This is a genomic window from Rhodococcoides corynebacterioides NBRC 14404, assembly GCF_001894765.1.
Taxonomy (GTDB): Bacteria; Actinomycetota; Actinomycetes; order Mycobacteriales; family Mycobacteriaceae; genus Rhodococcoides; species Rhodococcoides corynebacterioides.
In genome coordinates, this window is the sequence record NZ_BCWV01000002.1 from 231,626 (window position 1) to 255,482 (window position 23,857).

Annotated in this window: 24 protein-coding genes and 4 tRNA genes; 14 read left to right on the forward strand and 14 right to left on the reverse strand. The window is 70.2% G+C overall.

Going from position 1 to position 23,857, the window contains the following annotated elements:
* Positions 1-91: 91 nt before the first annotated feature.
* The 6 genes from RC2_RS02415 (at position 92) to pstB (ending at position 5,940) form a co-directional block, all read left to right on the forward strand.
* A complete protein-coding gene (locus RC2_RS02415) occupies positions 92-904 on the forward strand; it encodes a winged helix-turn-helix transcriptional regulator (protein ID WP_068152844.1) in 813 nt (270 codons plus the stop codon).
* Positions 901-1,794: a mycothiol synthase gene (gene mshD, locus RC2_RS02420; protein WP_371828718.1), complete on the forward strand. Its 894-nt coding sequence runs from the start codon at positions 901-903 to the stop codon at positions 1,792-1,794. The genes RC2_RS02415 and mshD overlap by 4 nt, the downstream gene beginning before the upstream one ends.
* A gap of 195 nt (positions 1,795-1,989) precedes the next feature.
* Entirely contained in the window at positions 1,990-3,087 is a 1,098-nt protein-coding gene (gene pstS, locus RC2_RS02425) for a phosphate ABC transporter substrate-binding protein PstS (RefSeq protein ID WP_068152847.1), read from the forward strand.
* Positions 3,088-3,175: 88 nt separating this feature from the next.
* Positions 3,176-4,213: a phosphate ABC transporter permease subunit PstC gene (gene pstC, locus RC2_RS02430; protein WP_068152850.1), complete on the forward strand. Its 1,038-nt coding sequence runs from the start codon at positions 3,176-3,178 to the stop codon at positions 4,211-4,213.
* A 38-nt stretch (positions 4,214-4,251) separates the two neighbouring features.
* Positions 4,252-5,148, forward strand: coding sequence for a phosphate ABC transporter permease PstA (pstA, locus tag RC2_RS02435; RefSeq protein WP_068152864.1), 897 nt, complete (start codon positions 4,252-4,254; stop codon positions 5,146-5,148).
* Between the two features lie 15 nt (positions 5,149-5,163).
* Complete coding sequence (gene pstB / locus RC2_RS02440; RefSeq protein WP_068152853.1) at positions 5,164-5,940, forward strand: phosphate ABC transporter ATP-binding protein PstB; 777 nt, start codon at positions 5,164-5,166, stop codon at positions 5,938-5,940.
* A gap of 83 nt (positions 5,941-6,023) precedes the next feature.
* On the opposite strand, the gene phoU is transcribed toward pstB, so the two are convergent.
* The 5 genes from phoU to RC2_RS02465 all read right to left on the reverse strand — a co-directional run bounded on the left by phoU (position 6,024) and on the right by RC2_RS02465 (position 11,475).
* A complete protein-coding gene (gene phoU, locus RC2_RS02445) occupies positions 6,024-6,701 on the reverse strand; it encodes a phosphate signaling complex protein PhoU (RefSeq protein WP_068152854.1) in 678 nt (225 codons plus the stop codon).
* Positions 6,702-6,776: 75 nt separating this feature from the next.
* The gene (locus RC2_RS02450) at positions 6,777-8,771 is read right to left on the reverse strand and encodes an LCP family protein (RefSeq protein WP_072681146.1); all 1,995 of its coding nucleotides are present in this window, start codon (positions 8,769-8,771) and stop codon (positions 6,777-6,779) included.
* A gap of 60 nt (positions 8,772-8,831) precedes the next feature.
* Positions 8,832-9,971, reverse strand: coding sequence for a tRNA dihydrouridine synthase DusB (gene dusB, locus RC2_RS02455; protein ID WP_068145306.1), 1,140 nt, complete (start codon positions 9,969-9,971; stop codon positions 8,832-8,834).
* A 161-nt stretch (positions 9,972-10,132) separates the two neighbouring features.
* Positions 10,133-11,101, reverse strand: coding sequence for an acyl-ACP desaturase (locus tag RC2_RS02460; RefSeq protein WP_068145309.1), 969 nt, complete (start codon positions 11,099-11,101; stop codon positions 10,133-10,135).
* 301 nt (positions 11,102-11,402) lie between these two features.
* Positions 11,403-11,475: transfer RNA gene (locus RC2_RS02465), tRNA-Lys, on the reverse strand.
* 387 nt (positions 11,476-11,862) lie between these two features.
* Between RC2_RS02465 and RC2_RS02470 the strand changes: the two genes are divergently transcribed.
* From RC2_RS02470 to RC2_RS02490, 5 genes are all read left to right on the forward strand, one after another.
* Positions 11,863-12,516 (forward strand): ScbR family autoregulator-binding transcription factor, encoded by a 654-nt coding sequence (locus tag RC2_RS02470; RefSeq protein WP_068145311.1) that lies wholly within the window; start codon positions 11,863-11,865, stop codon positions 12,514-12,516.
* 129 nt (positions 12,517-12,645) lie between these two features.
* Positions 12,646-12,718, forward strand: a tRNA-Glu gene (locus RC2_RS02475).
* A 132-nt stretch (positions 12,719-12,850) separates the two neighbouring features.
* Positions 12,851-12,924, forward strand: a tRNA-Asp gene (locus tag RC2_RS02480).
* Positions 12,925-12,971: 47 nt separating this feature from the next.
* Positions 12,972-13,048 (forward strand) — tRNA-Phe (locus RC2_RS02485).
* A 97-nt stretch (positions 13,049-13,145) separates the two neighbouring features.
* A complete protein-coding gene (locus tag RC2_RS02490; protein WP_068145314.1) occupies positions 13,146-14,396 on the forward strand; it encodes an FAD-dependent oxidoreductase in 1,251 nt (416 codons plus the stop codon).
* A gap of 19 nt (positions 14,397-14,415) precedes the next feature.
* Here RC2_RS02490 and RC2_RS02495 read toward each other — a convergent pair whose 3' ends face one another.
* Genes RC2_RS02495 through RC2_RS02510 form a run of 4 tightly spaced genes read right to left on the reverse strand, consistent with a single transcriptional unit; the run spans position 14,416 to position 17,234 of the window.
* A complete protein-coding gene (locus RC2_RS02495; protein ID WP_068145316.1) occupies positions 14,416-14,703 on the reverse strand; it encodes a protealysin inhibitor emfourin in 288 nt (95 codons plus the stop codon).
* A 1-nt stretch (position 14,704) separates the two neighbouring features.
* Positions 14,705-15,874, reverse strand: coding sequence for a M4 family metallopeptidase (locus RC2_RS02500; protein WP_072680993.1), 1,170 nt, complete (start codon positions 15,872-15,874; stop codon positions 14,705-14,707).
* Between the two features lie 43 nt (positions 15,875-15,917).
* On the reverse strand, positions 15,918-16,379 hold the full coding sequence (locus RC2_RS02505; RefSeq protein WP_072680995.1) for a hypothetical protein: 462 nt from the start codon (positions 16,377-16,379) through the stop codon (positions 15,918-15,920).
* Between the two features lie 60 nt (positions 16,380-16,439).
* Entirely contained in the window at positions 16,440-17,234 is a 795-nt protein-coding gene (locus tag RC2_RS02510; protein ID WP_072680997.1) for an SDR family NAD(P)-dependent oxidoreductase, read from the reverse strand.
* Between the two features lie 86 nt (positions 17,235-17,320).
* On the opposite strand from RC2_RS02510, the gene RC2_RS02515 reads away from it, so the two are divergent.
* Positions 17,321-18,163, forward strand: coding sequence for a helix-turn-helix transcriptional regulator (locus RC2_RS02515; RefSeq protein WP_072680999.1), 843 nt, complete (start codon positions 17,321-17,323; stop codon positions 18,161-18,163).
* 42 nt (positions 18,164-18,205) lie between these two features.
* Here the strand turns inward: RC2_RS02515 and RC2_RS02520 are convergent, their stop codons facing one another.
* A complete protein-coding gene (locus tag RC2_RS02520) occupies positions 18,206-19,060 on the reverse strand; it encodes a pseudouridine synthase (RefSeq protein ID WP_174552292.1) in 855 nt (284 codons plus the stop codon).
* Positions 19,061-19,225: 165 nt separating this feature from the next.
* Here RC2_RS02520 and RC2_RS02525 point away from each other — a divergent pair, with 165 nt between their 5' ends.
* Entirely contained in the window at positions 19,226-20,110 is an 885-nt protein-coding gene (locus tag RC2_RS02525; protein WP_072681004.1) for an oxidoreductase, read from the forward strand.
* Between the two features lie 23 nt (positions 20,111-20,133).
* Here the strand turns inward: RC2_RS02525 and RC2_RS02530 are convergent, their stop codons facing one another.
* From RC2_RS02530 to RC2_RS02540, 3 genes are all read right to left on the reverse strand, one after another.
* Positions 20,134-20,556, reverse strand: a complete 423-nt coding sequence (locus RC2_RS02530) for an organic hydroperoxide resistance protein (protein ID WP_072681006.1) — start codon at positions 20,554-20,556, stop codon at positions 20,134-20,136.
* On the reverse strand, positions 20,553-21,029 hold the full coding sequence (locus RC2_RS02535) for a MarR family winged helix-turn-helix transcriptional regulator (protein WP_072681008.1): 477 nt from the start codon (positions 21,027-21,029) through the stop codon (positions 20,553-20,555). Before RC2_RS02535 ends, RC2_RS02530 begins: the two co-directional genes overlap by 4 nt.
* A 61-nt stretch (positions 21,030-21,090) precedes the next feature.
* Positions 21,091-21,885 carry a DUF1206 domain-containing protein gene (locus RC2_RS02540; RefSeq protein ID WP_072681010.1) on the reverse strand — a complete coding sequence of 265 codons (795 nt, stop codon included), beginning with the start codon at positions 21,883-21,885 and terminating at the stop codon, positions 21,091-21,093.
* Positions 21,886-22,100: 215 nt separating this feature from the next.
* On the opposite strand from RC2_RS02540, the gene RC2_RS02545 reads away from it, so the two are divergent.
* A complete protein-coding gene (locus RC2_RS02545; protein ID WP_245810929.1) occupies positions 22,101-23,174 on the forward strand; it encodes a 3-deoxy-7-phosphoheptulonate synthase in 1,074 nt (357 codons plus the stop codon).
* Here the strand turns inward: RC2_RS02545 and RC2_RS02550 are convergent.
* A complete protein-coding gene (locus RC2_RS02550; RefSeq protein WP_068153125.1) occupies positions 23,140-23,769 on the reverse strand; it encodes an alpha-ketoglutarate-dependent dioxygenase AlkB in 630 nt (209 codons plus the stop codon). The genes RC2_RS02545 and RC2_RS02550 overlap by 35 nt on opposite strands.
* Between the last annotated feature and the right edge of the window lie 88 nt (positions 23,770-23,857).

Here is a 23,857-nt window from a genome sequence, read left to right on the forward strand (position 1 = left end):
GGCTCGGGTGGACGGGGCTGCCGTGACCCGGCATCGCCCGTGCCACAGGCTAGTCTGTCCCTCGGCGCACACACCGGGAGAGGAGGGCCGCATGGAGCTGCTGCTGCTGACCTCCGATGCGAACCCGGATTCGGTGTTGCCCTCCCTGTCCCTGCTCGCCCATCACGTGCGCCCCGTGCCGGCCGACGTGTCGTCGCTGCTCGAGGCGGGCAACGCGGACATCGCGGTGGTCGACGCCCGGACCGACCTCGCGGCGGCGCGCGGCCTCTGCCGTCTGCTCGGGGCGGCCGGATCCTCCGTCCCCGTGGTGGCCGTTCTCACCGAGGGCGGTCTCGTGGCCGTCAATTCCGAGTGGGGCGTGGACGACATCCTGTTGCCCACCACGGGTCCCGCCGAGCTCGACGCGCGATTGCGGCTGTCGGCGGGTCGTCACGGCGGCGTCGCGGACACCGAGGCCACCGGCAAGATCACGCTCGGCGAGCTGGTCATCGACGAGGGCACCTACACGGCCCGACTGCGGGGACGACCGCTCGACCTGACGTACAAGGAGTTCGAGCTCCTGAAATACCTGGCCCAGCACGCCGGCCGCGTCTTCACGCGCGCCCAGCTGTTGCAGGAGGTCTGGGGATACGACTTCTTCGGTGGCACCCGCACCGTCGACGTGCACGTACGGCGCCTGCGCGCCAAGCTCGGCTCGGAGTACGAGTCGCTCATCGGCACGGTCCGCAACGTCGGCTACAAGGCGGTGCGTCCGTCGGCCCGCAAGGGCGGCGCCGACGCAGACCCGGCGGACCCGGCCGACTCCACCGATGACACCGGCGGCGCGAATTCCGACGGTGCGAATTCCGACGGTGCGAGTTCCGACGACGCCCGCATCGACCCGAGAAACGAGCTGCTCACGTGACCGTCGTCCTGGCCGATCGACGCCCCACCGACGGCGAGCGTGCCGCGATCCACGACGCGATCGAGCGCGCGATCACCGTGGACGGGACCGCTCCGCTCTCCGAGCAGGGCGTGCGCGCACTCGACGGCCGCGGCGAGGACCGTCACGTCGTCGCCATGGAGAACGACGTGCCGGTCGGCTACGCCGTCGTCACCGCGGCGACCGAGTCGGCGCCACAGATCGCCGAGGTGGTCGTCCACCCCGATCGCCGGGGTCACGGCGTCGGGACGCGTCTGGTCGACCACGTGCTCGACGTCCCGGGGGCGCGGGTGTGGGCGCACGGTCATCTGCCCGCGGCGCAGCGCGTCGCCGAGCGACTAGATCTCGTGATCGCGCGGGAACTGCTGCAGATGCGTCGTCCGTCGTCGGAGGCGCTGCCGGAGTCGACGACGCCCGACGGGATCGTCGTGCGGACCTACCGTCCGGGTGACGATGCCGAGATCCTGCGGGTCAACAACGCCGCGTTCTCCTGGCATCCGGAGCAGGGCGGGTGGACGCAGGCGGACATCGACGAGCGCAAGGCCGAATCGTGGTTCGACCCGGCGGGACTGTTCGTCGCCACCCCGGCCGACGACGACACCCGGCTGCTCGGGTTCCACTGGACCAAGGTGCATGCACCCGCGGGATCCGATCCGGCACTCGGCGAGGTGTACGTCGTGGGGATCGATCCGGCCGAGCAGGGTCGGGGTCTGGGGCGGGTGCTGACACTCGCCGGCGTCCGCCATCTGGTGGACGCGGGTCTGCCCGAGGTGTTGCTCTACGTCGAGGCCGACAACGCCGCGGCGGTGCACACCTACGATCGGCTCGGTTTCACCCGTTTCCACACGGACACCGCGTTCGCTCGTCGCTGAGACGGATATCGCACCGGTAATCGGGCACGGCGTCCGCCTGTTCACCTTCCGTTCACATGCGCGCGGGGATTCGTCCACGCAGGCCCCTTACCTTTCGCTTCGGGCAGCGCGTGTTGTCCGTTGCGGTCACGTCACCGCATCTCTCGCGCCCGCCGGTCGACACGGACCGTTGCGGGCTGGTCTTGGAGGAGACAGGTGAAGCTCGAGCGCAGCATTGCCCTTCTGGGTGTCCTGGCCGCCGGCGGCATGACGCTGGCCGCATGTGGCAGCGACGCGAACGTCGAGGCCGCCGGCGGCAGCGAGTCCGCGGCGACCTGTGAGGGCAAGAGCCCGATCACCGGTGAGGGTTCGTCGGCCCAGCAGAACGCCATGTCCAACTTCACCTCGGTCTACTCCGGTGTCTGCGCCGGCCAGGCCGTGGAGTACACCGTCAGCGGCTCCGGCAACGGCCGGACCCAGTTCGTCGCCGGCCTGGTCGACTTCGCCGGCTCCGACTCCGCCATCAAGGAGCAGCAGGCCGCCGACGCCGCCACGCGCTGCGCCGGCAACCCCGCCTGGAACCTCCCGCTGGTCTTCGGCCCCGTCGCCGTCGCCTACACCCTCGACGGTGTCGACGATCTGGTGCTGACGCCGGATCTGGTCGCCCAGATCTTCACCGGCCGCATCACCACGTGGAACGACCCGGCGATCGCCGCCGTCAACGAGGGCGTGTCCCTGCCGTCCACGCCGATCACCCCGATCTACCGCTCCGACTCCTCGGGTACCAGCGACAACTTCCAGCGCTTCCTCTCCGACGCGGCGCCCGAGTCCTGGACCCTGGACCACAGCTCCGACTGGGCCGGTGGAGTCGGCGAGGGCGCCAACGGTTCGTCCGGTGTCGCCCAGGCCGCCGCCGCGACCCCCGGCTCGATCACCTACGTCGAGAAGGGTTTCGCCGACCAGGAGAACCTCGCCACCGCGCGCCTCGACTTCGGTGCCGGCCCTGTGGAGTTGAGCAGCGAGACCGCCGCCCGCGCCATCGACGCCGTGACCTTCTCGGGCGAGGGCAACGACCTCGTGCTCGACACCGACGCGCTCTTCACCTCGAGCGAGGCCGATTCCTACCCGCTGGTGCTCGCCACCTACGAGATCGTGTGCTCGGCCGGCTACGACGCCGATACGTCGGCTGCGGTCAAGTCGTTCCTGCTCAGCGCCGCCAACGAGGGCCAGGAAGGCCTCGAGGAGGCCGGGTACGTGCCGCTGCCGGACGCCTTCAAGGAGCGTCTGGTGACCGCGATCAACGCCATTTCCTGACACACTGGTTGTCGCCTGCACCATGCCCGACACCACGGATCACGGTGCAGGCGACGCCGTACCCCCACGACACGAGACTGTGAGCGGTATGAGCGACACTCATTCGATCAGCGACATCACTCCGGCCACGGCGACCACGGCCGGCGTCGCTCGAAGGACGGAAGCGCCGACGCCAGTGCCCGACACCAAGAGCAACAAGACGGTCACCCGCCCGGGTGACCGCATCTTCTCCACTCTGGCCACCGGCTCGGGTGTGTTCGTCATCGTTCTCATCGCCTCCATCGGCGCGTTCCTGCTGTGGCGGGCGATTCCCGCGCTGCAGAACAACACGGTCAACTTCTTCACCTACAACGGCCAGTGGTCGACGTCGGACACCTCGGCGATGGTGTTCGGTGTCCGTGACCTCTTCCTGGTCACCGCGACCGTGTCGATCGTCGCCCTCGTGTTGGCGATGCCCGTCGCTCTCGGTATCGCGATCTACCTCACCAACTACGCGCCGAAGCGTCTGGCGGGGCCGCTCGGCTACGTCATCGACCTGCTGGCCGCGGTGCCGTCCATCGTGTTCGGTCTCTGGGGCCTCTACGTGCTGGCCCCGGCCATCTCGCCGGTCGCGGAATGGTTGAACGCGAACCTGTCGTGGATTCCGCTGTTCGCCACCGGCTCGGTGTCCATCGCCGGCGGCGGCACCATCTTCACCGGCGCGATCGTCCTCGCCGTGATGATCCTGCCGATCATCGCCGCGGTGACCCGCGAGGTGTTCGTGCAGACCCCCAAGGGGCAGATCGAGGCCGCGCTGGCCCTGGGTGCCACCCGCTGGGAAGTGGTACGCACCACGGTGATCCCGTTCGGCAAGTCCGGCTTCGTCAGCGGGTCGATGCTCGGCCTGGGCCGCGCGCTCGGCGAGACCATCGCCCTCTACATCATCATTCGCAGCACGCAGCAGACGTTCGGCTGGACGCTCTTCGACGGGGGCAACACCTTCGCCACCAAGATCGCCCTCGCCGCGGCGGAGTTCAACAACGAGCTGCAGGCCGGCGCGTACATCGCCGCCGGACTCGTGCTCTTCGTGTTGACCTTCCTCGTCAACGCCGGCGCCCGCGCCGCCATCGCCGGAAAGAAGGACTGATCGTGGCCGACACGAGCACAGCCGGTGGCACCGCCACCATGGACCGGCCCGTCAAGGAGCCGACCTTCCAGGGCGTGTCCGTCCGTCGCAAGGCGTCCGACGGTGCCGCGACGGTCCTGGTCTCCCTGGCCGTTCTGATCGCCCTCGTTCCGCTGGTGTGGGTGCTCTATACCGTGGTCTCGCGGGGAATCAGTGCCGTCGCGACGGCCGACTGGTGGACGTTCTCGCAGGCCGGTGTCACGCCGTTCCGTGAGGGCGGCGGCGCGTACCACGCGATCGTCGGCACCCTGCTGCAGGGCCTGTTCTGCGCGCTGATCTCCATCCCGATCGGCATCTTCGTCGCGATCTACCTGGTGGAGTACGGGCAGGGCACTCGCCTGGCCCGCGCGACCACCTTCATGGTCGACATCCTCACCGGTGTGCCGTCCATCGTGGCCGCGCTGTTCGTCTACGCGCTGTGGATCGCCACGTTCGGGTTCGATCGCTCCGGCCTGGCGGTGTCTCTCGCGCTCGTGCTCCTCATGATCCCGGTGATCGTGCGCTCCGCCGAGGAGATGCTGCGGATCGTGCCGCAGGATCTGCGTGAGGCCTCGTACGCCCTGGGCGTGCCCAAGTGGAAGACGATCGCCAAGATCGTGCTGCCGACGGCGCTGTCCGGCATCGTCACCGGCATCATGCTCGCGCTGGCGCGCGTGATGGGGGAGACGGCGCCGGTCCTGATCCTCGTGGGATCCGCCACCGCCATCAACTTCAACCTGTTCGCCGGGCCGCAGACCTCGCTGCCGCTCATGATGGTCGACCTGCAGAAGGCCGGTACGGCCGTCCTCACCAGCGAGCGGATGTGGGGCGCAGCGCTGACCCTCATCCTCATCGTCGCGGTGCTGAACATCGGCGCGAAGCTGGTCTCCCGCTTCTTCGCCCCCAAGAGTTTCTGACCGAAGGGCTTCGTCATGGCAAAACGACTCGATCTCGACAACGTCAACATCTACTACGGCAAGTTCCACGCCGTGTCGAACGTGACGCTGTCCGTTCCGCCGCGCAGTGTGACGGCCTTCATCGGTCCGTCCGGCTGCGGCAAGTCGACCGTGCTGCGGTCCCTCAACCGCATGCACGAGGTGACTCCGGGTGCGCGTGTCGAGGGCTCGGTGAAGCTCGACGGCGAGGACATCTACGGCGCCGGCGTCGACCCGGTGGGCGTCCGCCGCACCATCGGCATGGTGTTCCAGCGCCCGAACCCGTTCCCCACCATGTCCATCCGCGACAACGTGGTGGCCGGGCTCAAGCTGCAGGGCGGCCGGAGCAGGAAGGAACTCGACGAGGTCGCCGAGAACTCTCTCAAGGGCGCGAACCTCTGGAACGAGGTCAAGGACCGGCTCGACAAGCCGGGCGGCGGCCTCTCCGGCGGTCAGCAGCAGCGGCTGTGCATCGCGCGCGCGATCGCCGTGCAGCCGGACGTCCTGTTGATGGACGAGCCCTGCTCGGCGCTCGACCCCATCTCGACCCTCGCGATCGAGGATCTGATCGGTGAGCTCAAGAAGGACTTCACCATCGTGATCGTCACGCACAACATGCAGCAGGCGGCCCGCGTCAGCGACCAGACCGGCTTCTTCAACCTCGAGGCCACGGGCAAGCCCGGCAACCTCATCGAGATCGACGACACCGAGAAGATCTTCTCCAACCCCTCGAAGAAGGCCACCGAGGACTACATCTCCGGCCGCTTCGGCTAGAGATCCGACGACGACGACGAAGGGCGCCCCTCTCGCGAGGGGCGCCCTTTCTCGTGCTCGTGGCGGTGGTGCCGGATAGGCGGCTAGTTGACGTGCTGCGCCGGCGGCGTCGGCATGTCGGAGGGGAGTTCACCGGTGACGAGGAAGATCACGCGGCGACCGACCTCCACGGCGTGGTCGGCGAAACGCTCGTAGAACCGGCCGAGCAGCGTCACGTCGACGGCGGCGGCCACACCGTGCTTCCACTCGCGGTCCATCAGGACGCTGAACAGGTGGCGGTGCAGGTCGTCCATCGCCTCGTCCTCCTCGCGGAGTTTCGCGGCCCGCTCGGGATCGCGCGTCTCGAGGACCTCACGTGCCGACCCGCCGAGCGCGACGGCGATGCGGCCCATCTCGGCGAAGTAACCGTTGACCTCTTCCGGGAGGGCGTGGGCCGGATGGCGCCGACGGGCGATCTTGGCAACGTGGAGTGCGAGTGCGCCCATGCGGTCGATGTCCGCGACGATCTGGATGCCGGACACCACGGAGCGGAGATCGCCGGCGACGGGGGCCTGCAGGGCCAGCAGCGCGAACGCACGCTCCTCGGCCTGGGCGCTGAGATCGGTGATGCGCTCGTGGTCGCCGATCACCTGTTCGGCGATGCGAAGATCGGCCTGGAGGAGGGACTGCGTGGCCCGCTCCATGGCCTGACCGGCGAGCCCGGCCATCTCGCCCAGCAGGTCGGCGAGCTCGGTCATCTGTTCGTTGTAAGCCACGCGCATGGACCGATTCTAGGCCCGGGCGGTGATCGGGCCGGGATGCAGCCGGTGAACGGCGAGTGAATGCCGAGCAGCCGACTACATGCAGGTCGCGTCGGCGGCGTTGGTCACCGTGAGGTCGCTCGGCAGCGCCACGTCGGTGGGTGCGCCGGCGACGGCCGTGTCGAAGGTCGGAAGCGTCTCGCCGACCGGGGTGGGCGCGGTCACGGTGCCGGTGTCGGCGCTGCCGAGGACCACCTCGACGATGCCGCCGAGCGACGTCGTCTCCTCGAGGACCGCACCGGGAAGGGTGCTCGCGACCGTGGCGGCCTCCGCGATCGAGCCCGGTCCGTAGCGCACCACCGTCGGACCGGTCGTCGTGGTGTCGGCGTTGCCCGTGCCCACGATCTGGAAGCCGTACGCCGCCAGCGACTCCGCCGTGGTGGCCGCGAGTCCGCCGATCTCGGAACCGTTGGACACCTGCACCGACACCGCGGTGGGGTCGAGGGCGATCTGCGGTGTGGTGGCGACCGCGCGGGTGTCCTCCGGGGTCGGGGAGGTCTCGGGTGCACGTTGCTCACCGGGCAGCGGCTGGTCGTCGATGACCGCGCGGAAGATCGCGTCGATGTCGTCGGTCCGCGGGATCTCGTTGCCGTAGTACGTGGTGCCGGCCGTCGGGACGGTGAGGAACGTGACCGCCCCGGCGTCGACTCCGCGCAGTGACTTGCCGAGCGTGAGGAGGTCGGCCGTCTTCACGTTCTCGACGAAGGTGTCGCGTGTGAACGCGGTGACGAAGCCGTTGAGTTTGCCCGGATCGAAGAGCACGCGGTTGCTCAGCACCGACCGCAGCAACGAGGAGAGGAAGACCTGCTGACGCTTGATGCGGCCGTAGTCGCCCGTCCCCTCGGCCTCGACCTTGCGGGCACGGACGTAGTTCAGCGCGGTGCGGCCGTCCACCCGCTGCTCACCGGTCGTGGGGAGGATGGTGCCGAGCTCGTCGTCGATCAGCGGTTGCGTGGTGCACACGTCGACGCCGCCGACCTCGTCCACCATGGACTCGAAGCCGGCGAAGTCGATGCCGACGAAGTGCCCGATGCGCAGACCGGACATCTTCTGGATCACCTTGACCAGGCACTTCGGGCCGCCGAGCGCGTACGTCGCATTCAGTTTGTCGCCGTCCGCCGCCGGATAGACCTCGTCGGTGTAGTCGCCGGTGGTCGAATCCCAGGCCTGGCACTCGGGCCGGGTCACGTCGAGGTCGCGCGGAAAGGACACCGCGACCACGCGGCTGCGATCGGCCGGGATGTTGATGAGGATCACGGTGTCGGACCGCGCGCCTTCGGCGTCGAGCTCGCTGCCCGCGCCGACCTCGCCGCTGGCGCCGGCGCGGGTGTCGGTCCCGACGATGAGGTAGGTCTCGTCGCCGTACTGCCCCGGCGCGTCGACGACGTCCGTCGATTCGGTGTCCAACGCCGAGACCTGGGCGAAGCCGCGGTCGGTGGCGCGCAGGTAGCCCCAGACGATGCCGGTGAGCAGCAGAGCGAGCACGGAGACCAGGGCGACGGACACCCGGCCGGCGAGCCGCATCCGCGCCCGCTTGCGGGCCTTCGACAGGGCGAGCCGGGTCAGGGCGGGGGGTGCGAGGGGGCCCACCGCTTCGGGTCCCTTGCGCGGGGGCGCCGCGGCGGGCAGCACGACGGTGGGATCGTCCTCGGTCGCCGGTGCGTTCTCGTTCTCGACCGGTGGTGTGGGAGTCGGCGTCGGCGCGGGTGCCGAAGGGGTGGGAGGCGGGGTCGCGGCGGGTGCGTCCTCGCTCCCGCCGTCCCGACGGCGGGAGGTGATGCGGGCGACCTTGTCGACCAGTTCCGCGACGGACAGGCGGGCGTCCGCATCGTCGGTCGGGGCAGGGGTGTCGGCGGGGGCGTTCCGAGGAGTCGACGCCGGGAGGTCGGCGCTCGTCTCGTCGTCGCGGGACGGCTCCGGCGAGAAGTCCGTGGCGGACTCGGGGTCGTGGTCGTGGAGGCGGGAGATCGGACGTTCCCACGGGGCACGTCGGCCGGCGCCGGGTGCGCGCGTCTCGTCGTCGTCACCCACGCGTGCGGTCTCCCTCTCGTGCACCGACCGCAGGTCGCGCGATCGACGCAATCCTAGCGATCATCCGCCGGAGTGCATCAGATCGGCGCCCGCCGGGACGGAACGATCCTCCGGGTCGTCCAACCACCCGTCGGGCAGCGCGACCGACGAGGGCGAACCCTGTCGTCCGCGGGGACCCTCGGCGTCCGGGGGGAACGGAACGGTGGGATCGAGCTGGTCGAGCAGCCCGTCGAGTTCTACCAGCGTGGAGACGGTGGCCATCTTCTGGCGCAGATCCGAGCCCGCGGGGAAGCCCCGCATGTACCAGGCGACGTGCTTGCGCATCTCCCGCAGCCCGCGGTCCTCGCCGTGGTGGTCGGCGAGCAGTTCCGCGTGTCGACGCATGATGTCGGCGACGCGGCCGAGGGTCGGTGGCGTCGGGCGTTCCGTGCCGCGCAGCGCGGCGGACAGTTCGGCGAAGAGCCACGGCCGACCGAGGCACCCACGCCCGACGACGACGCCGTCGCACCCGGTCTCGGCCATCATCCGAGCGGCGTCGTCGGCGTGGAAGATGTCGCCGTTGCCCAGGACGGGGACGTCGCGCACGTGGTCCTTCAGCCGCGCGATCTCGGACCAGTCGGCCGTGCCGGAGTACCGCTGCGCGGCGGTCCGCGCGTGCAGGGCCACCGCCGCCGCGCCCTCGGCCGCCGCGATCCGTCCGGCGTCGAGGTGGGTGTGGTGGGCGTCGTCGATGCCGATGCGGAACTTGACCGTGACGGGGATGTCGGTGCCCTCCGTGGCGCGCACCGCCGCGGCGACGATCGCACCGAACAGAGAACGCTTGTAGGGCAGGGCCGCGCCGCCGCCCTTGCGGGTCACCTTCGGCACGGGGCATCCGAAGTTCATGTCGATGTGATCGGCCATGCCCTCGTCGACGATCATCTTCGCGGCGTCGTAGGTGGTCTGCGGATCGACGGTGTAGAGCTGCAGCGATCGCGGCGTTTCGGTGGGCCCGAACGTGGTCATGTGCAGCGTGGCGGGCTGCCGCTCCACGAGCGCGCGCGCGGTGACCATCTCGCACACGTACAGACCCGACGTGGATCCGGTCAGCTCGTCCTCGAGCTCGCGGCACAGGGTGCGGAACGCGACGTTGGTGACGCCGGCCATGGGGGCGAGGACCACCGGACTGCGCAGCGTCAACGAACCGATCTGCAAAGCCATGGGGACATCACGCACCAAACGCACTCGGGGGCCGACGGGAGAGTCGGCGTGTCGACAGAACGATGCCCGGCCGCCGTCGGACGGGGGGCCGGGCATCATCGAGAATACGGGTCACGGGGCGGTCACGGCCAGTTCGGCCGAGTCGACCCCCGGTGACCGGGTCAGGAGGCCTGAGCAGCCTGCCGCTTCGCCGCTTCGCGGGAGAGCATGCGGTCGCGCTGCTCCTCGAACTTGAGCACCTGTCCCTCGAGCTTCTCGAGGAACGCGGCCAGTTCGTCGCGGGTCTGCTCGCCCGCGGCGCCGAAATCGGTGCGCTCGAAGATCTTCCACTTGCGCAGAACCGGCATGACGACGTCCTCGAGGTGCTGGCGGAGGTCGTAGATGCCGTGCTTGGCCATGAGGACACCGTTGCGCCGGAAGTTCGGCATGCCCGCGCCGGGCATCACGAAGTTCTGCACGATGTCCGACACCCCCTTCAGCGCCTGGTCCGGAGACAGATCGAGCGCTGCGCCGCAGAGGTTGCGGTAGAAGATCATGTGCAGGTTCTCGTCCGCCGCGATGCGCTGGAGCATGCGGTCGGCGATGGGGTCGTTGCAGACCTTGCCGGTGTTGCGGTGGCTGACGCGGGTGGCGAGCTCCTGGAACGTGACGTAGGCGACCGAGTGCAGGAAGCCCATCTGCTCGCCCTCCTCCCCGGCGGGGGAGGCGAAACCGTTGGTCATGTGCTCCATGCGGGCGTTCTCGAGGGCCACGGGATCGACGCCGCGGGTCACCACGAGGTAGTCGCGCATGACGATGCCGTGGCGGTTCTCCTCGGCCGTCCACCGCCCCACCCAGGTGCCCCACGCGCCGTCCTGCGAGAAGTTCTCCGCGATCTCGCGGTGGTACGAGGGCAGGTTGTCCTCGGTGAGCAGGTTCGTGATCATGGCGGCCTTCGCCACCTCGTCCAGCTGCGACTGTTCGGCCGACCAGTCCTCACCGCCGAGGGCGGCGAAGTTCCGCCCCTCGTCCCACGGGACGTAATCGTGCGGGTGCCATTCCTTGGCCATGGAGAGGTGCCGGTTCAAGTTCTCCTCCGCAACCGGCTGCAGCTCGCTGAGCAGCTCGAGCTGGGTCAGATCCCGTGCCATGCCAATCCTCCGTGTCGATGTCGATCCGAGACAGCCTACGGCACCGTAACCGTGATGTGGGGTGTCTCTTCTGGCCTCGCTGTGCGACCTCGGCCGCGCCGGCGACCCCGAACGCGTATCTCGATAACGCCCATCGAACGGGCATCGAGTTCGGTTACGGGCGAGCGTGCCGACCGGTTCGAGTATAGGCCCGGCGGAGCCGCCCGACCGGCTGTGAAATGTCCGTAAGACCGGCGACCGGCACTGTGCGGACGGGGAGTGGCCGGGGGTGTGCGCACCTCGGCCCGGCCGTCGTTCTCGGTGCCCCCACCAGGGCTCGAACCTGGGACCTGCGGATTAAAAGTCCGTAGCTCTACCAACTGAGCTATAGGGGCAGGCGTCGCCGCCGCAGGGGCGGACGTGGCAGAAGTGTACTCATCACCACACGCCGGCCGATGAGCGCCCGCAGCTCGTCCGATCGGCGCCGGCGGGGACGCGGCGCTCGGCATCGCGCGGACGACAGCGACTGCCGGGTCGGCGCGCGTACCCTGGAGTCGGGTACGTGTGCACAGCCGTTCACGCGCATCGGTATTCGGGCTTTCCGGACACGACGAATCGTTCTCGAATGTGACCGCGGAACCGAATGCATCGACCGGGCCGGTCGATCAAATGGCACTCCCGGGCTGTTTTCGGGCGGGTTCGAGGGAGTTCTCAGGATTGTCGGTTACGCTCGCGTCACTTTCACGGCGCCGCGAGGCGCCCAATTCGGAGGCACACGCGCAATGGCACAGCAAGAACGCGCCCGACGGACCCGTGCGGCGATCGTCGAGGCCGCGGCCCACGAGTTCAGCAAGCGCGGGTACACCGCCGCGTCGGTGAACACGATTCTGGAAGGGTCCCGCGCCACCAAGGGCGCGATGTACTTCCATTTCAGTTCCAAGGAAGACCTGGCGCGCGCGGTTCTGCAGACCGCGAGCGAGAAGTACCGCGAGATCATGTCGACCCCACGCCCAGCGGGTGTGGACGCTCTCGAGTGGCTGCATTCCCTCATCGTGGAACTGGCGCGGTCCTTCGACGAGAGTGTCGTCGTGCGCGCGGAATTCCGTCTCATCATCGAGCCGGAGTTCTATGCGACCATCCGTGAAGGTGCCGGGGCGATCTGGGGGCAGGCGGCGTTCGATCTCGCCGCGGAAGCGCACCGCGAGGGGCTGCTGCGTCCGGACATCGATCCCCGACAGTTCACCCGCGTTCTGGTGACCTCGCTCGCCGGCCAGCGGTACATGTCCGACCTGACGGCCGACGAGACCGATCTGGCCACGCTGTTCGAGGAGTCGCTCGAGGTCCTCCTGATGGCCATGGCGTCGCCGGAGTGGCTCGACGGCTGGCGTGCCCGCGGGTGGCGTGACGTGCTCGCCCCGGTGGGCGCGGACGCCTGACGCGCCCGGGGGTCCCGAGCCTCGAATTGCCGTCCGACCTGCAGATTTGGAAGTCGAAGCGGCGGTGTCCTAAGCTATCGAAGCTCCCAACGGCACGCGCCGGAGGGTGAGGCCGGAGCAATCCGGCGGGCCCCCTTCGTTTAGCGGCCTAGGACGCCGCCCTTTCAAGGCGGTAGCGCGGGTTCGAATCCCGTAGGGGGTACGTGTCGGTGTGGTGACAGCGCCGAGATGGTCGGGAACCCCCGACACGGAGCGAATTTGTTCCGGCCGGGAGATGCAGTAAGGTTCTCCGGGCGAGCACGACAGCAGTTCGAGTTCGACAGCAGTACAGCAAGGCCCTGTGGCGCAGTTGGTTAGCGCGCCGCCCTGTCACGGCGGAGGTCGCGGGTTCGAGTCCCGTCAGGGTCGCAAAACATGTGCACAACCGGTGTCCAGTAGTTCGATCGGACATCCTCGGCCAGGTAGCTCAGTTGGTACGAGCGTCCGCCTGAAAAGCGGAAGGTCGCCGGTTCGATCCCGGCTCTGGCCACCACGATCCACGACCACCTGCCCGTGCAGGTGGTCGTTCGTCGTTCGGGGGTTGGATCCGGTTTCGATAGGCGACAGCGCCGGCGGGGTATCGACATCCCATGAGCGACATCGACGCCGACGTCATCGTGGTGGGGGCGGGCATCGCCGGACTTCGCTGCGCCGCCGCCCTGCACCGCCGCGGAATCACCGCCCGCGTTCTCGAGGCCGACACCGCCCCCGGCGGACGGATCCGCACCGACGTCGTCGACGGGTTCCGGTGCGACCGCGGCTTCCAGTTGCTCAACCCGTCGTATCCGGCGGTGCGGCGCCACGTCGACGTCGACGCTCTCGATCTGCGCACCGCCGGTCGGGGAGTGCGGGTGGTCGACGGGTCCGGCCGGGCTCGCAGCCTCGCCGATCCCACTCGCCACCCCGGACTGCTCGCCGCGACGGTGCGCTCGGCCGTCGGCCTGGGGCTCCTGCGCCCCCGGACGGTGGCCGGCGCCGCGCGGTGGGCGCTGCCGGCGCTGGGCTCGGTCCGGCGCCTCGAGTCCGCTCCGGACGCCGCCCTCGCTGCGGACTGGGACCGACTGGGAGTGCGCGGACCCCTCCGCGAGTCGATTCTGGCGCCGTTCCTCAGCGGGGTCCTCGCCGATGGAGTCGGCAACACCTCGGATCGTTACGTCCGATTGGTTCTGCGCAGCTTCCTGCTGGCGACGCCCGGTGTTCCCGACCGCGGCATGCAGGCCTTCCCCGAGCAGCTCGCGCGGGCCGAGGGCGTCGACGTGACGTACTCCACCCGCGTCGAGCGGGTCACCGACGGCCGGGTGCCGGAAGTCGGTGTCGCCGACGGCACGACGCTACGGGCCCGGGCCGTCGTGATCGCGACGGACGCGAGCGACGCCGCCGACCTGACGTCGGCGGCGACGTCGCCGATGCGGGGTCTGTCGACGTGGTGGTTCGAGGCCGACGGGTTGGAGCCCGATGCTTTCCTTCGGATCTCGGGCACCGGGAGTGCCGTGGTGAACACCGCGCAGCTGAGCGCCATCGCCCCGGGCTACGCGCCCCCCGGCCGCACCCTCGTGGAGGCGACGACGCTGCTCGGTGACGCCGGTCCCGCCGAGGAGGCCACCGTGCGCGCCGAACTGGCCCGACTCTGGGCCACCTCGACCGCGTCGTGGCGGGTGATCGTCCGTCACGACGTGACGCGGGCGCTGCCCGTCCAGGCCGCCGGAACGCCGCTCCGACGGCCGCTGCGGACGGGTGAGCGCGTGCTCATGGCGGGCGATCACCGGGACACACCCTCGATTCAGGGCGCCCTGGTCTCCGGTGGGCGGGCGGCGGCCGAGGTGGCCCGGCTGCTGGGCTGACGCGATCCGGGCGAGGGGGTCAGCGCGGCCGCCGGCCCTCGCGCAGGGTGCGCTCGGCCAATTCCCGGAGTGCGCCGGTGAGGGCGGAATCCGGTGTCTCGCATCGGTGTTCGCCGATCTTCAGCGTCCAGGAGTAGGCGTCCCGGACGCGTTGATCGGCCAGCGCGGGCAGGTCGACGATCTGCGGGATCGCCTGTTGCACGAGGTGTTCCCACTCGGAGGCGGCGTCGCCCAGCGTGGCCGTGTCCACCGCTGCGCGCCGGGTCATCCCCGCCACGCCGCCGCTGCGCACCACCACGATGTCCACGTCACGTCCTCCTGCTCACCTCGTCCGAAGCGTCGGATCCGCCCTGCTCGAGGCCGTCACCGAGACCCTGCCCGAGACCCACGGTAGACCACCCCTGCAGGACGGCCCGGTGAACGTCGGACCCGGCCCCGTACCGCGTCGCCGCCGCGGCGACGGTGGCGGCGGCGAAGGCAGAGAAGTCCGCGGTGGGCGTCAAGGTTCCGCCGGTGCAGGTGTCGAACCAGACCTGGCCGAGGCGGTCCCAGGCCGGCCCGCGGAGGGCCACGGCGGCCTCCGCGAACGCGCGGTTGGGGATGCCGGAGTTGATGTGGACGCCGCCGTTGTCCTCGGTGGTCTCGACGTACCCGGCCATGTCCGCGGGCTGGGGGTCTCGGCCCAGGACGTCGTCGTCGTACGCGGTGCCGGGGCGCAGCATCGACCGGAGGGCGGTGCCCTGCACGTCGGGAAGGAACAGGCCCTCGCCGACCAGCCACGACGCGTCCTCGGCGTTCTCGTTCCGCGCACGCTGCTCGGCGAGGACGCCGAAGACGTCCGAGATCGACTCGTTGAGCGCTCCGGACTGGCCGGAGTACTCCAGCTGCGAGGTGTACTGCGTGAACCCGTGTGCGAGTTCGTGCGCGATCACCGACAGCGAGACGGTGAAGCGGGTGAACACCTCGCCGTCCCCGTCGCCGAACACCATGCGGTCGCCGTCCCAGAACGCGTTGTCGTACTGCTCGCCGTAGTGCACGGTGGCGTCGAGGGGCAGTCCGCGACCGTCCAGGCTCGACCAGCCGTACACCTCGTCGAACAACGCGTAGGTGACGCCGAGCCCGTCGTAGCTCTCGTCCGCGGCCGGATCGCCCACCGCGGGCTCGCCTTCCCGACGGACGACGTCGCCGGGCAGGGTCTGCGTTCCCTTCGCGTCGGCGACGGTGCGCTGCAGACGGCCCGCCACCGCGCCGCGGGACCCGGACGCCGCCCCGGCGCGCACCCCGTCACGGCGCAGCCGCAGTTCCGCGTCGAGTGCGAGCGTGCGCTCCGCGACGGACGGCGCGGTGTCGAGCCGCGCGCTGCGCTCGGCGGGTGCGGACGCGAGCCGCTGCAGCAGGTACGGGGGCACGACGCCCGGACACCCGGCGGTCGGGCGGACGGTTCGCGAGGCGGCCGGGCGGGCGGGGCGGGCGGTCATGCTGCGACGCTAACCCGCCCCGCCGACAACCTCGCGGCGACGATCAGGGGCAGGCGAGTTTCGCCTGGTCGAAGATGCGGCCGGCCTCGTCCGCACTGGGGGCGTTGCCGTTGTTGGTGGCCTGCGCCTCGATGTCCGTCTCGATCTCGGCCTCGTCCTTGCCGTCCGAGATCTGCTGGCAGATCCCGCCCAGCAGGGCCTCGATCTCCTCGTCGGACTTGCCTTCGGACAGTGCCGAGAACTGGGCCTTGTACGCGGCGACGAAGGTGGCCCGCTTGGCGTCGTCGAACACCGACCCCGCTCGGTCGCCGAGGCTCTCGGCGCTCGATCCGAGGCCTGGTGCGGCGGAGCGGGCCGAACTCACCGCACCCTCGGCGGCGTTCTGGGCGCTCTCGGCGACGTTGCCCGCCGTGTCCTGCGCGGCTTGCTGGTCTTCGGAACTGCAGCCGGACAGCACGAGGGTGAGGGCGGCTGCGGCGGTGACGACGGTGGCGGCGAGTCTCATCGGCGCAGTCTAACGACCGTCTCTACCGCCCCGGACGGGATGCGCGGGCGTTGGCCGATCTCACACTCCGGAGCCCCCGTCGACGGGCACGATCGCTCCGGTGACGAACGAGGCGCGATCGCTGAGCAGCCATGCGGCCACCTCGGCGACCTCCCGCGGTGTTGCCAGACGGCCCAGAGGAATCGACGCGACGATGCCGTCACGGATGCCAGGGGTCGCACGTTCCCATTCGTCGATCATCGCCGTGTCCGTTCCGCCCGGCATGATCCCGTTGACCCGAATGCCCTGCGGCGCCCAGGTGACCGCCGCGGTCTCGGTGAGGCTGTTGAGCGCTCGCTTCATGGCACCGTAGGCGGGCAGTGTGGGGTTCGCACGCCTGCTTCCGATGCTCGAGGTGTTGACGATCGCGCCGGAGCCGGCCCGTCGCATCGCCTCGGCTTCGACCGTCATCGTCGTCCACTGCGCGCGGAAGTTGAGCGCGAACTGCGTGTCGATGTCGTCGGCGCCGGTCTCGTCGAGGGGCCCCGGCCGTTGGAGGGCGGCGGCGTTGTTGAACGCGACGTCGAGTCGACCGTGCAATTCCTCGACGCGCTCGACCAGCGCCCGCGCACCGGAGGGGTCGCCCAGATCGAAGGCGACGGCAGTCGCGGTGCCGCCCATCGCCCTGATGTCGGCGACGACGGCGTCCAGTGCATCCGTGCTGCGGGCGGCGAGGACGACCGCCGCGCCTTCCGCGGCGAACAGTCGTGCGGCGGCTTCGCCGATGCCGCGACTGGCGCCGGTGACGAGTGCGACCTTCCCGGCGAGCATGCCGATGGGGTGGGTGGTGGGTGCGGTGTCCGATGTCCTTGTCATGAGCCCAGTCTCACGCCGGGAGCGGGCGTCCGACTGGTAGCAGCGGTACCACCCTCGCGGGCGGCGATCGCGGCAGACTCGAGGGCGTGGACACCGCCGAGCTCGCCGCATTCCTGCGCAATCGTCGCGAACGTCTTCGGCCCGAGGACGTCGGCCTGATTCCCGGGTCGTCACGACGGACCCCCGGACTTCGACGCGAGGAAGTGGCCGTTCTCGCACACATCTCCACCGAGTACTACGTCCGCCTCGAGCAAGGTCGCGCGCCGCGTCCCTCGGTGGAGGTGGTCTCCGCACTCGCTCGGGCTCTGCGTCTCACGCCCGGCGAGACCGACCATCTGCACGATCTGACGGACACGGTGCGTCCCCGCGATCCCCTCGTCTGCCGAACGGTCCGGCCCGGCATCCGAACGTTGCTCGATCGACTGCCCGACACCGCCGGGTTCGTCATCTCGGCGGTGTTCGACGTCATCGCCTGGAACGATCTCGCCCGCGCGTTGATGGACGACTTCGCCGGCGTGAGTCCCGCCGATCGGAACCTGGCACGGCAGGCGTTCCTGCCGCGGACGACGGATCGGCCCGCGCTCTACGGAGTGTCGGATCTGCAGGAGTTCCGGCAAGGTGCCGTCATGCAGCTGCGGGTGGCTTCCACCCGGTACCCGAACGACCCGCAGGTGACGACTCTGATCGAGGAACTCCTCGCGGGGAGTTCGGACTTCACTCGGTTGTGGGAACGTCGTGACATCCAACCCCCGACATCGCTGCGCAAGAGCTTCCAGCACCCCGTCGTGGGTGAGGTCACCGTCGACTGCACCGTGCTCGGGATTCCCGAGTCGGATCAACAACTCGTGCTCTACACCGCACCCGCGGGGTCTCGGGACGCCGAGGCGATCCGGCTGCTCGGAGTGCTGGGCCCCGGCGCGACCCTGTGACGACACCGCGGCGCCGGGGCGTACGCGCCCCGAACGTCACCATCACCGACACCCCGCAGGTCCGAACGGCGGGAGGGTCCGCGCGGACTCGAAGCGTCGCGGTGCGCCGGTGATCGGATCGTCGAACGCGATGCTGCGCGCGAGCAGACGCAGTGGATCGCGATAGTCGTCCACGGCCACCTCCCGCGGCACCGGGTACAGGGAATCCCCGACGATCGGCACCCCCGCCGACGCCAGATGCACCCGGAGCTGATGGGTCTTCCCGGTCGACGGACGCAACCGATACAGCGCGAGATCGCCCGCGGAGTCGACGATCTCGACGCGGGTCTCCGCGTTCACCTCGCCGGGCACCTCGCGGGCCTGCAGCGACTCCCTGGTCTTGACGATGCGGCTGCGCATCAGGCTCGGGACGTCGCCGACCGGGGCGACCGCCTCGTACACCTTGGTCACCGCGCGTGCGGCGAACATCTCCTGATAGGCCCGGCGGACGTCCGGACGGGCGGTGAAGACGAGCACGCCGGCGGTGAGTCGATCGAGTCTGTGCGCGGGGGAGAGCTCGTCGTTGCCGAGTGCGCGACGCAGCCGCACCAGCGCGGACTGGACGACGAACCGTCCGCGTGGGGTGGTCGCCAGGAAGTGCGGCTTGTCGACCACCACCAGGTCGCGATCGGCGTGCAGCACCGGCAGCGCGAACGGCACCTCCGGCTCCGCGGGCGGGTCGCGGTGGAGCCACACGTCGGCGCGGGGGACCAGGGGAGTGGTCGCGGTGATCGGGGTGCCCCGCGCATCGACCACCTCGCCGGCGTCGACCTTCGCGGCCAGCGCGTCGGCGTCGTCGGGAAAGCGCGCCCGCAGGTAGGCCACCACCGTCGAATACGACGCCGGTGGGTCGGGCATGCGGATGCGGGTCGGATTCAACCCGTCGCGCACGGGCAACGGAACGGGCACTCGACGACCCTAGGCGGGTCGATCCCGCTCGGGGTCCGCGGCACGGCACTCCCGTCTTGGCTACTGTCGGCACCGCGGCAGCTCCGCCGCGGCGCCGACGAGCAGGGGGACACAGTGACGACGAAGCACAAGTGGGTCGAGACCGACATCCCGAATCAGACGGGACGGACGTTCCTCGTCACCGGTGCGAATTCGGGACTGGGCGCGGAGGCGGCCAAGGCACTCGGCCGCGCGGGCGCCACGGTGATCCTGGCGTGCCGGACGGTCGCCAAGGCCGAGCCGGTGGCCGCCGAGATCGGGGATCGCGCACAGGTGCGCCGCCTCGACCTGGCCGACCTCGCGTCGGTCCGCGAGTTCGCCGAGAACACCGGCGAGGTGGACGTGCTGATCAACAACGCGGGCATCATGGCCGTGCCGTACGGGCGAACGGCCGACGGATTCGAGATGCAGTTCGGGACGAATCATCTGGGCCACTTCGCCCTCACGGGCCTGCTGCTCGATCGTGTGAAGGACCGCGTGGTCACCATGAGCAGCTTCGCCCACCAGATCCCCGGGCTGAAGCTGGACGACCTCAACTTCGAGCAGCGCAAGTACAACCGCTGGGCGGCCTACGGGCAGTCCAAGCTGGCCAACCTGCTGTTCACGTACGAGCTGGATCGTCGCCTGCGTGCGGCCGGATCCACCGTCACCGCCGCGGCGTCGCACCCCGGGTACTCGAAGACCGAGCTGACCGGCCGGACCGAGTCCTACCAGGACTTCTTCTCGAACATCAGCGACAAGCTCTTCGCGCAGAGCGCGTACATGGGATCGCTGCCGGCACTCTTCGCGGCCACGGACCCCTCGGTGACACCGGGTGGGTACTACGGGCCGGACGGACTGCTCGAGGTCGCCGGCCACCCGAAGAAGGTGGGGTCCAACAAGGCGTCCCGCGACGAGCGGACCGCCCGTGAGCTCTGGGAGAGGTCCGAGAAGCTCACGGGCGTGACCTACACCTTCTAGTCGTCGGTGACGGTGACCGTCGCTCAGTCGTCGGTGACGGTGACCGTCACGTCGATGTTGCCGCGGGTGGCGTTGCTGTACGGGCACACCTCGTGCGCCTTGTCGGCGATCGCCTGCGCGGTGTCGTGGTCGAGGTTCGGCAGGGTCACCTCGAGCTCGACGGAGAGCTGGAAGCCGCCGGCGTCGTTCGGGCCGATGTTCACCTTGGCGCCGACGGAGGAGTCGGAGACGTCGGCCTTCTGCTGCCCGGCCACCAAACGGAGTGCCGAGTGGAAGCAGGCCGCGTAGCCGACGGCGAAGAGCTGCTCGGGGTTGGTGCCGTTGCCGGCGCCACCGAGCTCCTTCGGGGTGGCGAGGTCGACGTCGATACGGCCGTCGGTGGTGCGGCCGTGTCCGTTGCGGCCGTCGCCGGTGGCCAGGGCCTCTGCGGTGTAGAGCGTCTTCATCGGGGTTCCTCCGTCGTGTCGGGGTGGAGATCGGGTTTCGGATCGGGCGTGCGGAGCGACGTCGCCACGCGCCGGAGCAGGTGGACGAACTGCTCGCCCTCCTCGGCGGTGAGACCGGACTGCCGGGCGATGCACTCGGGCACGGGCAGGGCCTGCTCGCGCAGGGCCCGTCCCGCGTCGGTGAGGTGGATGCCGACCCGGCGCTCGTCGGCGCTGTCGCGTCGACGCGTGATCAGGCCGAGGCTCTCGATGCGTTTCAGCAGCGGCGACAGGGTGCCGGAGTCGAGGGCCAGGCGGTCGCCGAGCTCCCGAACCGACGCGCCGTCGTGCTCCCAGAGCGCCAGCATGACCACGTACTGCGGGTACGTCAGCCCCATCGGCTCCAGCAGGGGCCGGTAGGCCGCCGTGGTGGCCCGCGACGCCGAGTACAGCGCGAAGCAGAGCTGCGCGTCGAGGGCGAGGACGTCGTTCACACCAACAACGTAGCGCACAATTCAGTTGTGCACAACCGATCCACGAATCCGGCTCCGCCGATCACATCGTGGCGCGCCGCGCGAGCACGAAGGCGTAGAGCCCGTACAGACCGATGCCGAGTCCGGCGAGCACCAGCAGTACCTGCCCGTAGGGCTGCGCGCCGAGGGTCTTCACCGCGCCGTCGAGACCCGTGGACTTGCTCGGGTCCGAGGTGAAGACCGAGACGGCCACCAGCAGACCGGCCCCGGCCAGCGCGAGCCCCTTCGCGGTGTATCCGGCGATGCCGAGCCACGTCACGCCGCGTCCCACGGGCCCGTCGAGATCGTCGCGGAAATTCGTGGAGACCCCCTTGTAGACGTGGTAGACGCCCACCCCCACGATCACCGCGGCGGCGACCAGCAGGACGCCCTTGCCCGGGGTCGACTGCATCAGGCGAGCCGTGATGCCCGCGTTCTGTTCCCCGCTCGATCGGCCCGACCCGCGCGCGAACCCGAACGCGGACCACGCGAACGCCAGGTAGACGACGGCCAGTGCCGCCGCCTTCAGGCGATCGCCCGTGTCCGACCCCGAGTCGCGCTTCTTGCCCACCACCGCCTCGGTCACGCGCCACAGCGCCAACGCCACGAAGGCGACGACGGCGACCCAGAGTGCCGCGCGCCCACCGGGTTTCGACGCGAGCTCGGCCAGTGCGCCGGACTGGTCCGCATTGCCGCCCTGTCCGAACGCGAGGCGGATCGTGATCCACCCGATCAGCAGGTGGAGGACTCCGCTGACGGCGTGACCGGCGCGGGCCGCGCGCTCGAACGCCGTGCTGTGCTGCATGCGGGAAAGCGAGGAGGTGCCCGAGGCCGTCATTCACCGATCCTTCCACGCGCGGTGCCCGTCGACACCCGTCGTGTACTGTCCGATCCGTGCAGCGAGCATATTTTTGGTTCGACAGGCCGGCCCTCGGGGGCACGGTCGGCGAACTGCTGCGCTGACCCCTTCCCACCCGACGAGCCGGCTGAACCGGCTCGCGCTCGGCGTGTGTGATCCGGTTCGTGTCCGGTCCTTTCCCTGAGGACTCCACCGTGACCGTTCTGCTCGACCAGGCCCCGCGCCTGGCCGCCGTGCCCCTGCCCTCTCCCCGCGACCTGCGCCGCGCCGTCCCCCTGTCGGCGGCCGCGGCCGCCCGCGTGGACGACGCTCGGTCCGCTCTGCGTCGGACCCTGCGCGGTGACGACGATCGCCTCGCGGTCGTGGTCGGTCCGTGCTCCGTGCACGACGTCCCCGCCGCCCTCGAGTACGCCGACCGCCTCGCGCCGCTCGCGGCGTCGCTGAGCGACCGTCTGGTGGTGGCGATGCGCGTGTACGTCGAGAAACCGCGCACCACGGTGGGCTGGAAGGGGCTGCTGTCCGATCCGCGACTGGACGGCTCGCACGATCTCGGTGCCGGATTGGCCACGGCCCGTGCGGTGTTCGCCGACGTCGTCGCGCGGGGACTGCCGGTGGCCACGGAATTCCTCGACCCGATGCTCGCCCCGCACCTGACCGACCTCGTGAGCTACGGAGCGATCGGCGCCCGTACCGCGGCGAGTCAGATCCATCGTCAGATGGTGAGCGGGCTCCCTCTCCCCGTCGGCATCAAGAACGCCACCGACGGCGACGTCCAGGTGGCCGTCGACGGCGTCCGGTCGGCGGCGGCTCCGCACGTCCATGCCGGTGTGGACGACGACGGCCGTCTCGCCGTCGTCGACACGGAGGGCAATGCCGACGCCCACGTGATCCTTCGCGGCGGCGCGTCCGGTCCGAACTACGACGCCCACTCGGTCGAGGACGCCGCTCGCCGGCTGATCGCCGCGGGACGACGTCCGCGGGTGGTCGTCGACGCCAGTCACGGCAACAGCGCCAAGGATCACCGTCGCCAGACGGCCGTGCTCGGCGACGTCGCGCGGCGTCTCGCCGCCGGCGATCGCACCGTCGCGGGGGTCATGATCGAGAGCTTCCTGGTGGAGGGGCGTCAGGACCTGATCGGCGACGTGTCGAGTCTCGTTCGCGGCCAATCGATCACGGACGCCTGCCTCGGCTGGTCGGCGACCGAGGACGTACTGCGGACGCTGGCGGACGCGGTCAGCGCACGCCGTGCGGACGGAACTGCACGCTGATCCGCGGGCCGGTGGGCCTGGTGGTCTTGGGGATGCAGTGTTCCCACGTGCGTTGGCAGGAGCCACCCATCACCACCAGGTCGCCGTGGCCCAGCGTGGCCCGCCGTGACGGGCCTCCGCCGCGCGGTCGCAGCATCAGCGGCCGCGCCGCGCCGAGCGAGAGGATCGCGACCATCGTGTCCTCGGTCGCGCCGCGGCCGACGTCGTCGCCGTGCCAGGCCACGCTGTCCCGGCCGTCGCGATAGAAGCAGAGCCCCGCCGTCGCGAAGTCCTCCCCGAGTTCGGCGCCGTAGTGCCGGTCGAGGGCCGTGCGCGCGTCGCGCAGCGCCGGGTGGGGCAGGCGGTCCGGATCGGGGAAGAACGAGACGAGGCGCGGCACGTCCACCACCCGGTCGTACATGGGGCGTCGCTCCGTGCGCCAGGGCACGTCGGCGACCAGTGCGTCGAACACCGAGTCGGACCCGCTCATCCAGCCGGGGAGCAGGTCGATCCAGGCGCCGTCGCCGAGGTGCGTGCGCCGAGCGCCCGCGAGAGGGGCGAGGGACGGGCCCGCCGCGGCGTCGTCGAACAGCGACGCCTGCAGTGCGTACGTCATGCGCTCGATCCTACGCGCTCGATCGAACGAATGTTCGGATCGCGCGATTCCGAGTACCGGGACGGGATGCGGAGTGCAGACTCGACCC